16 protein-coding genes are annotated in these 14,213 nt (G+C 74.1%); 6 read left to right on the forward strand and 10 right to left on the reverse strand.

The genetic code is table 11. The features are described from left to right. Window positions 1-9: 9 nt before the first annotated feature. From BM051_RS16140 to BM051_RS16150, 3 genes are read left to right on the forward strand one after another with little or no spacing between them, the layout of a single operon-like run. A complete protein-coding gene (locus BM051_RS16140; protein WP_092530992.1) occupies window positions 10-1,311 on the forward strand; it encodes a magnesium transporter MgtE N-terminal domain-containing protein in 1,302 nt (433 codons plus the stop codon). Continuing rightward, window positions 1,304-1,810 carry a DUF1003 domain-containing protein gene (locus BM051_RS16145; protein ID WP_092530993.1) on the forward strand — a complete coding sequence of 169 codons (507 nt, stop codon included), beginning with the start codon at window positions 1,304-1,306 and terminating at the stop codon, window positions 1,808-1,810. The genes BM051_RS16140 and BM051_RS16145 overlap by 8 nt, the downstream gene beginning before the upstream one ends. Before the next feature lie 51 nt (window positions 1,811-1,861). Then, window positions 1,862-3,007: an Mrp/NBP35 family ATP-binding protein gene (locus tag BM051_RS16150; RefSeq protein ID WP_092530994.1), complete on the forward strand. Its 1,146-nt coding sequence runs from the start codon at window positions 1,862-1,864 to the stop codon at window positions 3,005-3,007. Between the two features lie 95 nt (window positions 3,008-3,102). Here BM051_RS16150 and tatB read toward each other — a convergent pair whose 3' ends face one another. From tatB to sigE, 4 genes are all read right to left on the reverse strand, one after another. Continuing rightward, complete coding sequence (gene tatB / locus BM051_RS16155) at window positions 3,103-3,522, reverse strand: Sec-independent protein translocase protein TatB (protein WP_092530995.1); 420 nt, start codon at window positions 3,520-3,522, stop codon at window positions 3,103-3,105. A gap of 83 nt (window positions 3,523-3,605) precedes the next feature. Further along, complete coding sequence (locus BM051_RS16160; RefSeq protein WP_092530996.1) at window positions 3,606-5,135, reverse strand: S1C family serine protease; 1,530 nt, start codon at window positions 5,133-5,135, stop codon at window positions 3,606-3,608. 107 nt (window positions 5,136-5,242) lie between these two features. Beyond that, the gene (locus tag BM051_RS16165; protein ID WP_092530997.1) at window positions 5,243-5,896 is read right to left on the reverse strand and encodes an anti-sigma factor family protein; all 654 of its coding nucleotides are present in this window, start codon (window positions 5,894-5,896) and stop codon (window positions 5,243-5,245) included. Further along, complete coding sequence (sigE, locus tag BM051_RS16170) at window positions 5,893-6,510, reverse strand: RNA polymerase sigma factor SigE (protein WP_092530998.1); 618 nt, start codon at window positions 6,508-6,510, stop codon at window positions 5,893-5,895. Before sigE ends, BM051_RS16165 begins: the two co-directional genes overlap by 4 nt. Before the next feature lie 176 nt (window positions 6,511-6,686). On the opposite strand from sigE, the gene BM051_RS16175 reads away from it, so the two are divergent. Further along, entirely contained in the window at window positions 6,687-7,325 is a 639-nt protein-coding gene (locus BM051_RS16175; RefSeq protein ID WP_092530999.1) for an O-methyltransferase, read from the forward strand. A 5-nt stretch (window positions 7,326-7,330) separates the two neighbouring features. Here the strand turns inward: BM051_RS16175 and BM051_RS16180 are convergent, their stop codons facing one another. Next, window positions 7,331-8,461 (reverse strand): MFS transporter, encoded by a 1,131-nt coding sequence (locus tag BM051_RS16180; protein ID WP_092531247.1) that lies wholly within the window; start codon window positions 8,459-8,461, stop codon window positions 7,331-7,333. A 140-nt stretch (window positions 8,462-8,601) separates the two neighbouring features. On the opposite strand from BM051_RS16180, the gene BM051_RS16185 reads away from it, so the two are divergent. Further along, on the forward strand, window positions 8,602-9,564 hold the full coding sequence (locus BM051_RS16185) for a LysR family transcriptional regulator (protein ID WP_092531000.1): 963 nt from the start codon (window positions 8,602-8,604) through the stop codon (window positions 9,562-9,564). Window positions 9,565-10,059: 495 nt separating this feature from the next. On the opposite strand, the gene BM051_RS16190 is transcribed toward BM051_RS16185, so the two are convergent. After that, a complete protein-coding gene (locus tag BM051_RS16190; RefSeq protein ID WP_092531001.1) occupies window positions 10,060-11,523 on the reverse strand; it encodes a leucyl aminopeptidase family protein in 1,464 nt (487 codons plus the stop codon). 104 nt (window positions 11,524-11,627) lie between these two features. Beyond that, window positions 11,628-11,795 (reverse strand): DUF3117 domain-containing protein, encoded by a 168-nt coding sequence (locus tag BM051_RS16195; RefSeq protein WP_009152618.1) that lies wholly within the window; start codon window positions 11,793-11,795, stop codon window positions 11,628-11,630. Between the two features lie 208 nt (window positions 11,796-12,003). Here BM051_RS16195 and BM051_RS16200 point away from each other — a divergent pair, with 208 nt between their 5' ends. Beyond that, on the forward strand, window positions 12,004-12,798 hold the full coding sequence (locus BM051_RS16200; RefSeq protein WP_092531002.1) for an enoyl-CoA hydratase-related protein: 795 nt from the start codon (window positions 12,004-12,006) through the stop codon (window positions 12,796-12,798). On the opposite strand, the gene BM051_RS16205 is transcribed toward BM051_RS16200, so the two are convergent. From BM051_RS16205 to BM051_RS16215, 3 genes are read right to left on the reverse strand one after another with little or no spacing between them, the layout of a single operon-like run. Continuing rightward, window positions 12,785-13,384, reverse strand: coding sequence for a DNA-3-methyladenine glycosylase I (locus BM051_RS16205; protein ID WP_092531003.1), 600 nt, complete (start codon window positions 13,382-13,384; stop codon window positions 12,785-12,787). The genes BM051_RS16200 and BM051_RS16205 overlap by 14 nt on opposite strands. Further along, window positions 13,381-13,836, reverse strand: a complete 456-nt coding sequence (locus BM051_RS16210; RefSeq protein ID WP_092531004.1) for an SRPBCC family protein — start codon at window positions 13,834-13,836, stop codon at window positions 13,381-13,383. The genes BM051_RS16205 and BM051_RS16210 overlap by 4 nt, the downstream gene beginning before the upstream one ends. Beyond that, the gene (locus tag BM051_RS16215; protein WP_092531005.1) at window positions 13,833-14,198 is read right to left on the reverse strand and encodes a DivIVA domain-containing protein; all 366 of its coding nucleotides are present in this window, start codon (window positions 14,196-14,198) and stop codon (window positions 13,833-13,835) included. The genes BM051_RS16210 and BM051_RS16215 overlap by 4 nt, the downstream gene beginning before the upstream one ends. Between the last annotated feature and the right edge of the window lie 15 nt (window positions 14,199-14,213).

Raw genomic sequence — 14,213 nt, forward strand, 5'->3', positions numbered from 1 at the left:
CTGGGCCACATGCCCGCCGTCAACCGTGTTTTCGCAGCTCAACTGGCTGGTTTGCCGGTTTTCGGCCCGGACGGCGAGTCCATCGGCAAGGCGCGTGACGTGGTGGTGGGCCTGCGCCTCGACCAGCAGCCGCCGCGGGTGCTGGGGCTGGTGGTGGAGCTGGGCACCCGCCGCCGGGTGTTCGTGCCGATGCTGCGGGTCACCGCCATCGACGCCAGCGCGGTGACACTGGCCACGGGGTCGGTGAACATGCGCCACTTCCATCAGCGCCCGCACGAGGTACTCGTGCTCGGCCAGCTGGTCGACGCGCCCGCCCGGATCGCGGCCACCGACGCCAGGGTCGCCGTCGTGGACGCGGCCATGGAGCCGACCCGCACCCGAGACTGGGTGCTCGCCAGGCTGGCCGTGCGGGAGCGCGGTGGCCGGCTCGCGCTCGGTCGTCGCCGCTCGACCCTCCGCGTACTGCCGTGGTCCGAGGTCGCCGGGCTGGGCCTCGCCGACCTCACCGGCCAACCGCAGGGCGCCGGCCGGCTGCTGATGTTGTTCGACACCATGCGGGCCGTCGACGTCGCCGCGACGCTGCGCGACCTGCCGGTCAAGCGCCGGCACGAGGTGGCCGACGCGATGGACGACGAGCGGCTGGCCGACGTGCTCGAGGAGCTGCCCGAGGAGGACCAGAAGGAACTGCTCGCCTACCTGCCCGAGGAGCGGGCGGCACGCGTGCTCGAGGTGATGAGCCCGGACGACGCCGCCGACCTGCTCGGCGAGCTGGCACCGGCGGACAAGAACCGGCTGCTGGACCTGATGGAGCCGGCGGAGTCGGCGCCGGTGAAGCGGCTGCTCACCTACTCGGCGCACACCGCGGGCGGGCTGATGACGCCGGAGCCGGTGGTGCTGCCGCCGGACGCGACCGTGGCCGAGGCGCTGGCACACATCCGCAACCCCGAACTGCCCTCGCCGCTGGCGAGCATGGTGTTCGTCTGCCGGCCGCCCACCGAGACGCCCACCGGCCGCTACGTCGGCTGCGTCCACTTCCAGCGGCTGCTCCGCGACCCGCCCGCGGAGTTGGTGGCCAGCGCGGTGGACACCGACCTGCCCACGCTGGCGCCGGCGGCGCCGCTGGCCGAGGTCACTCGGTACTTCGCCGCGTACAACCTCGCCTGCGGGCCGGTGGTGGACGCCGACGACCACCTGGTCGGGGCGGTCACCGTCGACGACGTACTCGACCACCTGCTGCCGGAGGACTGGCGGGAGACCGGCCTGCGCGACCGCACCGGCGGAGACACCGAGGAGGTCATCGACCGTGCCTGAGCTGCTCACCCGGCGTCGGCTGGACCAGCCGCGCAGCCACCGCAGGGTCACCATCAGCGTCGACCCGGACACGGTCGGCCGGATCTCCGAGCGGCTGGCCCGCTTCCTCGGCACCGGCAAGTACCTGTTCTGGCAGACGCTCGTGGTGATCGTCTGGATCGTGCTCAACCTCACGGCGGCGCGGCTGCGCTGGGACCCGTACCCGTTCATCCTGCTCAACCTGGCCTTCTCCACCCAGGCGGCCTACGCCGCGCCGCTGATCCTGCTCGCGCAGAACCGGCAGGACGACCGGGACCGGGTCGCGCTGGAGGAGGACCGGGCGCGCGCCGCGCAGACGAAGGCCGACACCGAGTACCTCGCCAGGGAGCTGGCCGCGCTGCGGTTGGCGATCGGCGAGGTGGCCACCCGCGACTACCTGCGCGGCGAGCTGGACAAGCTGCGCGAGGACCTCGACGTCGCACGCCGCGGGCCGAAACCGGGTGGCGCTACCAGTCCGTAGCATGGTGGTGCACACCCGTTCGTCTGGTTAGAGAAGGTCGGTGCTCCAGGAGTGACCAGCACGCAGCAGCTCCCCACCGTCGACGAGGTCCGCACCGCGCTGAAGGACGTGCACGACCCGGAGATCCACAAGCCGATCACCGAGCTCGGCATGGTCAAGGACGTGCGGGTGGACGACGACGGCCTGGTCACCGTGGCCGTGTACCTCACGGTCGCCGGCTGCCCGCTCAAGGACACCATCACCAGGGACACCACCGAGGCGGTGCGCAAGCTGTCCGGGGTGCGGGACGTGCGGGTCGAGCTGGACGTGATGAGCGACGAGCAGCGCGCCGAGCTGCGCAGGTCGCTGCGCGGCGACGCGGCCGAGCCGGTCATCCCGTTCGCCCAGCCGGGCTCGCTGACCAGGGTGTACTGCGTGGCGTCCGGCAAGGGCGGGGTCGGCAAGTCCAGCGTGACGGTGAACCTCGCGGTGGCGATGGCCCGGCGCGGGCTGTCCGTCGGCGTGGTGGACGCCGACATCTACGGCCACTCGGTGCCCCGGATGCTCGGGGCGCGGGAGAAGCCCACCAAGGTCGAGAAGATGATCATGCCGCCGCAGGCGCACGGGGTGAAGGTCATCTCGATCGGGATGTTCACCCCGGGCAACACGCCGGTGGTGTGGCGGGGGCCGATGCTGCACCGGGCGCTGCAGCAGTTCCTCGCCGACGTCTTCTGGGGCGACCTGGACGTGCTGCTGCTCGACCTGCCGCCGGGCACCGGCGACATCGCGATCTCGGTGGCGCAGCTCATCCCGAACGCGGAGATCCTCGTGGTCACCACGCCGCAGCAGGCGGCGGCCGAGGTGGCCGAGCGGGCCGGGGCGATCGCGTTGCAGACCCGGCAGCGGCTGGCCGGGGTGATCGAGAACATGTCGTGGCTGGAGACCCCGGACGGCTCGCGAATGGAGATCTTCGGATCCGGCGGCGGGCAGACGGTGGCGGACTCGCTGTCGAAGGCGACCGGTGCGACCGTGCCGCTGCTCGGCCAGGTGCCACTGGACCCGCGGCTGCGCGAGCAGGGCGACGCCGGGGTGCCGCTGGTGCTCGCCGAGCCGGACGCCCCGGCGGCGAAGGTGCTCACCGAGGCGGCGGCGGCGCTGTCCACCCGGGCCCGTGGCCTGGCCGGCAAGATGCTGAACGTCACCCCCGCCGGCCGCTGACACGGCTGTCCATGTCGTGTCCGCGTTCGGTGCGCGCGTGTCCGCGCCGTGCGGCGCGATCGCGTGATCGCGGGGCGCGGACACAGCGGGATGGGTCAGGTGGCGTCGGGGTCGACGGGGGGTTTCTCGCCCGGTTTGAGGGGCTCGGCGGGTTGCGGGGTGGGGCCGGTGTAGCCGTTGGACGCGGGGTAGCCGTTGGGCTTGGGGCCGCCGTTGCCGTTGATCTCGTTCAGCCCGAGCGGATCGTGGTCGCCGTCGAACAGGTGCTGGGTCACCGCCCGCCGCGGGTCGAAGTTGCGCAGCCCGCGCAGGTCCTCCAGCGGCTTGCGGAACTCGTCGAACTCCGGCCCCATCTCGTCGCGCAGCTGCTGCCGCGCGCCGGTGGCGAAGTCGCGGACCTTCCGCACGCTCCGGGCGAGCCAGGCCGCGGCGTCGGGCAGTCGCTCCGGGCCGAGGATGAACAGGCCGGCGACGATGAGCACGAGGATCTCACCCCAGCCAACGCTCTCGAACACCTGCGGACCTCCGCCTCACCCGATCCGTGCGACGCCAGCGTACCCGCCCCCGGCGGCACCTGGGTACCGCACGACGGCCCCGCTCAGTCGCTGCCCAGCGTCACGTCGACGGTCAGCGGGGTGCCCTGCCGGACGATGCGGACCGGCACCACGTCACCGATCTCGTGCTCCCGCACCGCGACGACGAGCTCCGCGGCGTTGCGCACCGCCCGGTCGCCCACCCTGGTGACCACGTCGCCCTCGGCGATGCCCGCCCTGTCCGCCGGCCCGCCGGCCACGACGTTCTGGATCTGCGCGCCCTCGGACGTGTTGGCCGCGACCGACGCGGCGTTGACCCCGAGGTCGGCGTGCTTGACGTGGCCGTCCCGGATCAGCGACTCGCTGATCCGCACGACCTGGTCCACCGGGATGGCGAACCCGAGGCCGATGCTGCCGCCCTCACCGTCGCCGCCAACCGTACGGATCAGCGAGTTGATCCCCACCAGCGCGCCGGTGGCGTCGACCAGCGCGCCGCCGGAGTTGCCAGGGTTGATCGCCGCGTCGGTCTGGATGGCGTCGTAGGTCACCGGCGGGTCGCCGTTCTCGCCCGGCGCGGTCACCGGCCGGTGGAGCGCGCTGACGATCCCCTGGGTCACGGTGTTCTCCAGCCCGAACGGCGAACCGACGGCGATCACCGTGTCACCCGGCGCGAGGTCGGCCGACTTGCTGACCTGGATGACCACCGGGTTGGCCACGTTCACCTTGAGCACCGCGAGGTCGGTCTTCGGGTCGGTGCCGACGACCCGCGCCTGGCTTCGGGTGCCGTCGGTGAACACCGCGGTGATCTCGGTCTCCGGGTCCTTCACCGCCTGCGACACCACGTGGTGGTTGGTGACGACGTAACCCTGCCGGTCGAGTACCACTCCGGAGCCGACCCCACCGGACTGCCCGGCCTTCACCTCGACCGACACGACCGCCGGCGCCACCCTGCCGGCGACGTCGGCGACCGACCCGGCGGGCCGCTCCTTGGCCGCGGTGGCCTCGGCGATGTTCAGCTCGCCGGTCAGTGAGTCACCAGCGCCGGCGATCGCCCAGCCGACCAGCCCGCCCGCCGCGCCGACCAGCAGCGCGACCACGCCGAGCAGGGCGAGCGCGGTGGGCTTGACCCTGCGGCCGAACAGCACCTCGGGCAGGCTGAGCAGCGGCCCCCGCGGCCGGCCCGCGGAGTCGTCGTCCCGCTCCTCGGCCGGCACGGCGGGGCCGCCGAGCACGGCGCCGGCGCCCGGGTCCCGCCACGGGTCGGTCGGCTCCGCCCACAGCGGTGCCTCGGGCTCGGTGGTCTCGGCGGGCGCGATGTCGTCCTGCGGGCGCTGGAGCACCACGTCCTCGGCGCCGGGTGGCCGGCCGAACGCCTCGGCCAGGGACTCCGGCGGTGGTGGCGCCGCGACGCCGTTGCCGGAGCGGGTGCCCGGTGCGGGCAGCCGGTCGAACGCGCCCGCCACGCCGCGGGGCCGGCCGAACGTGGCGGCCAGCGCCGGGTCCACGGCGGGCCGCTCGATCGGCCGGGGGCCGAGCCGCCGCTCCCGCGCGGCGGGGTCCTCCTGGTCCGGCTGGTCCGAGTTCGGCTGGTTCATCGTTCCCCGGGCTCGAGTCGTGCGTTCAGGTCCTCGGGCGTGCGCAGGATGCACGCCGGGCACGGGAACAGTGTGCCCCCACGACGGTGAAGTGGCTGTGGGGGTGGTCAGAAGGGCCGGGGACCGGCGACGACGGGGGTGGTGGTGGACACCGGCGGTGTGCTCGGCGTGAGGCTCGGGGTCTGCGGGGCGACGCCGAACTGCGCGCGGAGCACACTGGCGGGCGGCTCGCCACCGGGTTCGGGGGTGCCGTCCTCGTCCAGGCTCGCGGTGACCACCAGCGCGAGCGCGCTCAGCACGATCCCGGAGACGACCACGCCGGCGCCCTGCGCGGTGCGCCGGCGGGCGGCGCCGAGCCGGGGCCCGTTGCCCAGCACGTTCGCCGAGGTGCCCAGCGGCGCCCCGCCGCCCAGCGGCTCGGTGGAACGCAGGCCGGCCACCCGCTCGGGCCGCTGGATGGCGACGAGCTGGCCGTCCTCGGTGACGGCGAGGTTGTCCGGGGCGCTGGGCAGGTCGGTGTGCTCGGGGATGGCGCGGAGGTTGGCCAGCAGGTTCGCCGGCACGGCCGGCGCCTCGGCGCGGCGGACCACGGCCCGCGCCTGCCGCTGGGCGGCGACCTCGGCGGCGCAGGACGGGCAACGGACGAGGTGGGCGGCGGCGCGTTCCCGCGCGCCGAGGGAGAGCTCGCCGTCGACGAACGCGACGACGGCGTCCGGCAGCAGGTGCGACTCGGGGAGTCCCCAGCCCCGGAGATCGGTCATACCCGGACCTCCGACTCGTGCCGAAGCGCCTTGCGGCGTTCCAGCGCGGCCCGCAGGGCCTGCCGCCCCCGGTGGATCCGGCTCCGCACGGTGCCGAGCTTGACCCCGAGGGTGGCGCCGATCTCCTCGTAGGAGAGCCCTTCGACGTCACAGAGTACGACGGCGGCCCGGAACTCCGGCGGCAGCTCGTCGAGCGCGGCCTGCAGGTCCGGGTCGAGGTGGGCGTCGGAGTACACCTGCTCGGGGCTCGGGTCGTCACCGACGATGCGGTCGGTGTCCTCGGGCAGCCCCTCCATCCGCACGCGGGAGCGGCGGCGGGCCATGTCCAGGAACAGGTTGGTGGTGATGCGGTGCAGCCAGCCCTCGAAGGTGCCCGGCTTGTAGGAGGCCAGCGAGCGGAACACCCGAATGAACGTCTCCTGGGTGAGGTCCTCGGCGTCGTGGCTGTTGCCGGCGAGCCGGTACGCCAGCCGGTACACCCGGTCGGCGTGCTCGCGCACGACCTCGTCCCAGGACGGCGGCGTCCACGCCACCTCCCCGGCCTCCACGGGGGCACCGACCACTGGGGGCTCGGTCATCGGGCTCTTCTGCATGGGTGGCGAAGGCACCTCCATCGGCTGGCTCCCAACTACTTCCCCCAACGCGCGGGCGGCGTGGCGTGTTCCCCGTTGTCGAGACCGAGTGTCTCCCGTGTCCTTATGGTTCTAGTGAGACCGGACTGAGAGGAGCCTGAGAACACCGGCGAGTGGCGAGTCGCCCGGGACGGCCGGCCGCGCAGTAACCTCTCCGCGTGACCTCCGAGACCCACCTCACCGGCGTCGCCGACGGCGGCGAGCTCGTCGAGGGTTGCCTTCCTGACGACGAGGCGCTGGTGACGGTGCGCACCAGGGCGGCGGAGCTGGGCTGCGCCGCGGTGGACCCCGCCTGCGGGGGCGTGCTGTCGTTCCTGGCGGCGGCGCTGCGGGCCAGGGCAGTGGTGGAGGTCGGCACCGGGGCCGGGGTGAGCGGGCTGTACCTGCTGCGCGGGATGGTCGACGACGGCGTGCTCACCTCGATCGACCTGGAGCCGGAGCACCAGCGGGCGGCCAGGGCGTCGTTCGTCGAGGCCGGGTTCCCGCCCGGCCGCACCCGGCTGATCCTGGGCCGCGCGCTGGACGTGCTGCCCCGGCTCACCTCCGGCGGTTACGACCTGGTGTTCGTCGACGCCGCGCTGGTCGAGTACCCCGGTTACGCCACGCACGGTGTGCAGCTGCTGCGCCCCGGTGGGGTGATCGTGTTCCACAACGTGCCGGGGGTCCCGCCGGCCCGCCGCGACCCTGAGGCGCTGGCGCTGCGCGAGGTGGCCCGCGCGGTGCGGGAGGACGAGCGGTTGGTGCCGACGCTGCTGCCGGTCGGCACCGGGCTGCTGCTCGCCGCGGCCGTGCGCTGACGCCGTCACCGGCGCACCGCGAGGATCGCCAGCGCGGCCAGGCCCAGCCACCCGGTGATCGCCCCGACCAGCCAGCCCCACCCGGCGTGGCCGTAGACGACGCCGCCGATCGTCCCGCCGACGCTGCTGCCCAGGTAGTAGGCCAGGGTGTAGGTGCCGGACACCTGCCCGCGAGCCTCGGCCGGCGCGGCGGTGGCCGCCCAGCCGTTGGCCACGGTGTGCGCGGCGAAGAAGCCGCCGGTGAACACCACGAAGCCGAGCACGACCAGCGGCAGCGAGTCCGGCAGGGTGAGCGCCGCGCCGCTCACGGTGACCAGCAGCGCGGTGACCAGGCAGCGGGCCCGGCCGAACCGGTCGACCACCCGGCCCACGGCGACCGACGACACCGAGCCCATCGCGTAGGCGAGGAACACCAGCGAGGCCACCGCGGGGCTCAGCGCCAACGGTGCGGCGGTGAGCCGGAACCCGGCGGCGTTGTACAGGGCGACGAAGGAGCCCATCCCCAGCAGGGCGACGCAGTACTGGGCGAGCAGCACCCGCCGGCGCAGCGCGGCCGCCAGCCCGGCGAGCACCCGGGGCCGCTCCCGGGGGGTCGGCCGTGTCGCCGCGGGCAGCGCGCGGACGGTGACCGCGGCGCACACCAGCGCGAGGCCGGTGACCACGGCGAGCGCGCCGTGCCAGCCCAGCGGCTCGGCGGTCAGCCCGGCGGCGAGTCGACCGGCCATGCCACCCACCGTGTTGCCGGCCACCAGCGCGCCGACCGCGGCGGCGACGCCCGCGCCACGGCGGTCCCGGCCGAGCTGCTCGGCGAGGTAGGCGGCCGCGACGCCGGGGAAGCCGGCGATCGCCGCGCCCTGCAGCGCGCGCAACGCCAGGAACACCGGCCAGGACGGAGCCCAGGACAGTGCGGCGGCGAGCAGCACCGAGCCGACCACCGAGCCGACGATGACCGGGCGCCGGCCGATCACCTCGGACAGCGCGGCGAGCGGGACCACCGCCACCGCCAGCGCGCCGGTCGCCACTCCGATGGCCAGCGAGGCGCCGCCGGGGTCCAGCGCGAACCGCTCGGCCAGCTGGGGCAGCAGCGGCTGGGGCGCGTAGAGCAGCGCGAAGGAGGCGATGCCGGCCGCGGCCACGGCCGTGGTGACCCGGCGGGCGTGGCGGGCCGGGGATGCCGCCGGTTCCGGCGCGAGGCGCGCGTCCGAAGTCACGTGCCAGGACGTTAATGCGGGCACGACTCATACGTCCAATACAGTGCTAGTGGATAATCCATACCATGTCGCATGAGAAGGAGGACGCCCAGCTCGCCGCGGAGCTAGCTCCCGCGCTGGCACTGCTCGGGGCGCTGGCGGAGACGGCGAACATCACCCGTGCGGCGGAGGTGCTCGGCATGCCGCAGCCGACCGCGAGCCGGCGGCTGGCCGCGCTCGCCGAGCGGGTGGGCGCGCCGCTCACCGTGCCCGCGGGCCGCGGGGTGCGGCTGACCAAGGTGGGGGCGCTGCTGGCCGCCAGCGCCGAGCGGGCGCTCACCACCCTGGCCGGCGGGCTGCGGCAGGTGCGCGCGGAGATCGACCCGGAGCGGGGGCGGGTGGTGCTCGGCTTCCTGCACCTGCTGGGCCGGTCGCTGGTGCCCGAGTTGGTCCGGGGGTTCCGGGCCAGTCACCCACACGTGCGGTTCGGCCTGGTGCAGGGCTCCCGGCAGGACGTCCTCGACCGGCTCCACGGCGGCGAGATCGACCTGGCGTTGGTGTCGCCCCCACCGGCCGACGGCGCGCTGACCACGGTGGTGCTCGCCGAGGAGGAGCTGTTCCTGGCGGTCCCCTCCGGGCATCGCCTGGCCGGCCGGCGGCGGGTGCGCTTCGCCGAGCTCGCCGGCGACGACTTCGTGCTGCACGAGCCGGGCTACGGGCTGCGGCGGATCACCGACGAGCTGTGCGCGGAGGCCGGCTTCCGGCCGAGCGTCGCGTTCGAGGGGCAGGAGTCGGACACGGTCCGCGGGCTGGTCGCGGCCGGGCTGGGGGTGGCGCTGCTCACCCGGTTCGCCCCGGAACCGCCGGCGGGGGTGGTCGAGCTGCCGCTCACCCCGAGGGTGGCGAGGGAGATCGCCCTGGTCTGGCCGGCCGCCGATCCGCTCACTCCCGCGGTGCGGGCCTTCCGCGACCACGTACTCGAATGGCCGGGCTCGAATGGTCTCGAATGGTCGGGCGAAATCTCCGGTGATCCCGGTGATCCTCGGTGAAGCCTCCCCACCCCGGTCGCCCAGTGTGACAGCGGCCGACGCCACCGTCCGTACGGAGGCTCAGGATCGGCACGGGGCAGGGGAATGGATGCAGGCGCCTCGGGTTGAAGCACGGAAGCAGCCACACACTACATTCGAGCCAACACAAGCGCACCGACCCGGCCCTCCCGGGCTTCCCAACCCAACCAAGACGACCCCTCTCGTGACGAGAGATCCGCACCGAAACGACCACCGAAGTCGGCCACCCACCCAAAGCGACCATCGATTCCCGGGCCGGACGGGTGATTCCGTGGCGACCACCAAAGCAGGCCGACCCGCGGGTAGGAATCACCCGTCCGGAATGGTTCTTGGACTCAGCCCACTACGGACACCCGAAGCAGAGCCACAACACAAGACGAACGAGCTCGCCGTGCCCTTTAACGTAGAACTCGCCGTCCCGAACGTAGATTCACGGCCCCGAACGTCGATCTCGCGGTTCGGAACGTAGATCTCGGGTCAGGTGTATCCGGCGGCCAGTTCCACCAGCGTCCGCGCCGCGAAGCCGGTGCCGCCGGGGACCACCTCGGCGTAGGGCTTCTCCGCGCGGGCCGGGCCGGCGATGTCCAGGTGGGCCCACGGGAGCCCGTCGGTGAACTCGCGCAGGAACAACGCGGCGGTGATGCCGCCGGGACCGGGTGGGGTCTGCCGCACGTCGGCGATCTCACCGCGCACCTGCTCGGCGAGGTCGTCCGGCAGCGGCATCCGCCACCACGCCTCGCCGGCCCGCTCCCCCGCCGCGCGCACCCGGTCGGCGAGCGTGTCGTCGGTGGCGAACAGCCCGCCGGTGCGCAGCCCCAGCGACACCTTCATCGCGCCGGTCAGGGTCGCGACGTCGACCACCGCGTCCGGGCGGAACCGCCGCACGCCATAGGCCAGCGCGTCGGCGAGGACCATCCGGCCCTCGGCATCCGTGTTCTGCACCTGGGTGGTGGTGCCGCCGTAGTGGCGAACGACGTCGCCGGGCCGGTAGGCGGAGCCGGAGACGTGGTTCTCCGCCGCCGGCACCAACGCGGTCACCCGCACGCCCAGCCGCAGCGCGGCGATCGTCCACACCGCGGCGATCACCGCGCCACCGCCGGCCATGTCGGTGCGCATGAGGTGCATCCCCTCGGCCGGCTTGACCGAGATGCCCCCGGTGTCGAAGCTGATGCCCTTGCCGACCAGCAGCAGGTGCGCGGCGGCCCCGCGCGGCTGGTAACGCAGCTCGATCAGCCGCGGCGGGCTGGCCGATCCGCCGCCCACCGCGAGCATCCCGCCGAACCCCTGCTCGGCCAGCCACCGCCGGTCCCGGATGGTGGCGGTCAGCCCGGGCGTGTCGCCGGCGAGCCGGCGGGCGACGTTGGCCAGCCACTCCGGATTCTTGACGTTGGACGGCATGTTGGCGAGGTCGCGGGCCAGCGCCGTGGCCGCGGCGAGCCGGCGCGCCCTGTCCACCGCGCCGGTGCGCGCCGGAACGGCCGCCTCGTCCGGGGCCAGCAGCCGCAGGGTGCGCACCCTCGGCTCCGGCTCCCGCGCGGTGACCCGGAACCGGTAGCCGCCGAGCATCGCGCCGGTGGCGAACTCGGCGTAGTCCCCGGCGTCCGCGCCGGCGGGCAGCTCGACCTGCACGGCCCGGCTCCGACCGGCCGCCACCACGGCGTCGGCGACCCGGACGAAGGCCGCGCCGGCCGCCCGGTAACTCCCCGGATCACCGTCGCCCACACCGACCAGCCACCGCCGCGCCCCGGGCACGGCGTGCACCTCGCCGGCCTTCCCGGTGGCCCCGAGCTCCTCGGCGAGCTCGGCGTGCGGTCCGGCGACCACCGCACCGTCGGCACCCCGCCGGATCACCGTGGCCAGCGGCGCGCTCGGCCGCGGGACGGCGGCCACCTCGACGTCGAGCAGCCGGGTGGGCACGGTGGGCAGCGGCGTACGCGCCATGTGGGATCCTCCAGACAGGGAAACGTCGCGCCCGGTTTCCGGGCGCGACGGACCGGCCAGGCCGCGTCGGGTGGCGACCCTGGCCGCAACGGGTCAGCGGCGGGTCAGCTGGTGGCCTCCTGGAGAGCGGCGCCGAGGTCCTTGGCCTCCTCGGCGGACAGCTCGACGACGAGGCGCCCACCACCTTCGAGGGGTACGCGCATCACGAGGCCCCGACCCTCCTTGGTCACCTCGAGGGGCCCATCTCCGGTCCGGGGCTTCATGGCCGCCATAAGCGTTCCCTTCCGTCTCAACCGGCGCGCCCGGGTCGCGCCCGCCAAAGCAACCGGGTTGTGACCATTCTCCCTCATCAGCGAGCGGCCGCGAACGCGGACCGATCTTTTGGTGTTGCATAGGTGCTGGTATGCGGCTCGCCCGGCTGCCAAACTCGCCCAGCAGCCCCGATACCAGCCCTGACAGACTCGACAGGCAGGAGAAACCGTGACGACCGAGGACGTGTTACCGGTCACCGACGCCGACGGCGTCCGCACGCTGACGCTCAACCGGCCGCAGGCCTACAACTCGCTGACCGTCGAGCTGAAGGAGCGGTTGCTGGCGGCGCTGCGGGACGCCGCGGCCGACGACGCCGTGCGCGCGGTGGTGCTCACCGGCACCGGCAAGGCGTTCTGCGCGGGCCAGGACCTCAAGGAGCACGTCGGGCTGCTGAAGGCGGGTGACCCTTCCCCGCTGCGGACCGTCGCCGAGCACTACAACCCGATCGTTCGGACGATCACGTCGATGCCGAAGCCGGTGGTCGCCGCGGTGAACGGGTCGGCCGCCGGAGCCGGCGCCGCCTTCGCCTACGCCAGCGACCTGCGGATCGCGGCCCGCTCGGCGAGCTTCCTGATGGCCTTCGCCGGCGTCGGCCTCGGCCCCGATTCGGGCGCGTCGTGGACGTTGCCGCGGCTGATCGGTTACGGCAGGGCGCAGGAGCTGATGCTGCTCGGCCGCAAGGTCGACGCCGAGGAGGCGCTGCGGATCGGGCTGGTCGGCGAGGTCGTCCCGGACGAGGAGCTGGCCGACCGGGCGCACCGGGTGGCCGCCCAGCTGGCCGCGGGCCCGGCGGCCGCCTACGCCAAGATCAAGGACGTGCTGGCCACCGCGGCGCACGGCACGCTCGACGAGGCACTGGCCGCCGAGGACGCCGCGCAGACCGCGCTGGGCGCCACCGCCGACCACACCGAGGCCGTGGAGGCGTTCGTCGCCAAGCGGAAGCCCGACTTCACCGGCCGGTGACACCCGCGCGCCAGCAGCCCTCGACGTGGTCGTCGACCATGCCGGTGGCCTGCATCAGCGCGTAGCACGTGGTGGGGCCGACGAAGACGAACCCCCGCTTCTTCAGTGCCTTGGCCATGACCGTCGACTCCGGTGTGACCGCGGGGACGTCGGCCATGGTGCGGGGCCGGGCACGGCCGGCGGCGGGCGGCGCGAACGACCACAGCAGCTCGTCCAGCGGCTGGTCGAGCCCGGCCACGGCGCGGGCGTTGGCGATCGTGGCGCGGATCTTCGCCCGGTTGCGGACGATGCCGGAGTCGGTGAGCAGCCGCTCGACGTCGGCGTCGGTGAACTCGGCGATCCGCTCCGGGCGAAAGTCGACGAACGCCCGCCGGAACGCCGGCCGCTTGCGCAGGATGACCAGCCACGACAGGCCGGACTGGAACGCCTCCAGCGACAGCCGCTCGAACAGCGCGGCCTCGCCGCGCAGCGGGACGCCCCACTCGGCGTCGTGGTACTCGGCGTAGTCGGGCGCGGTGTTGCCCCAGGCGCAGCGGGACAGACCGTCGTCGCCCCGCAAGGCGTCGGGCGCGGCGGGTGCCGTCATGCGGCGCCCACCGAGTACGACTCGGCGAAGCGGGCGAACCGGCGCAGTGAGTAGCGCAGGCCGAGCAGGAACGCCGGCTTCACCACCGGCCAGCCGAGCCGGCCGAGCGGGCCGAACGGCAGGGCCAGCCGCTCCGACCAGATGAGCACCGAGCGGTCCGGCCCGCGGTCCTGCACGTGGAACGCGCCGCTGCCGCGGACCACCTTGCCCAGGTGCCGCACGGTGCACCGGACCGGGGGCTCCCAGCCGGTGATCTCCATGGTGTCGGTGACGCCCACGCCGCCGACGCCGGTGAACGCGGCCAGCTTGGAGCCCACGCTGCGGCCGTTGCCCTCGACCACCCGCACGTCGGTGCCGAGCATCCACTCGCGTTGCCGGGGCCAGTCGGTGAGCGCGAGCCAGGTGGTGCCGGCCGGCGCCGCGACCTCGACGGACACCATGATGTCGGTCACCGAGCGTCCTCCCGCTCCGTCTCCCGCATGGCCTCGTGCTCGTTGTCGTGCTCGTTGTCGTGCTCGGGCTCGGGCCGTTCGGCCTCCAGCTCGGCGATCCTGGCGCGCAGGCCGTCGATCTCCCCGGCCAGCCGCGCCAGCACCCAGTCGACCTCGGACATCTTGTACCCACGCAGCACGAGCTGGAACCTCACCGCGGTGACGTCCTCGCCGGTGATGCCCTCGGCGGGCAGTCGGGTGGGCGAGCTGCCGGGGGCCAGCGGGGCGAGCTCCTCGCCCCGGCCGAAGACCAGCGAGGCGAGCAGGAACACCACGGCCGCCACGAGCACCATGACGACGAGGTAGATCAGTGCGGTGGTCACGTCCCGATCGTGACA

This window comes from Amycolatopsis arida (genome assembly GCF_900115565.1).
Classification (GTDB): domain Bacteria; phylum Actinomycetota; class Actinomycetes; order Mycobacteriales; family Pseudonocardiaceae; genus Yuhushiella; species Yuhushiella arida.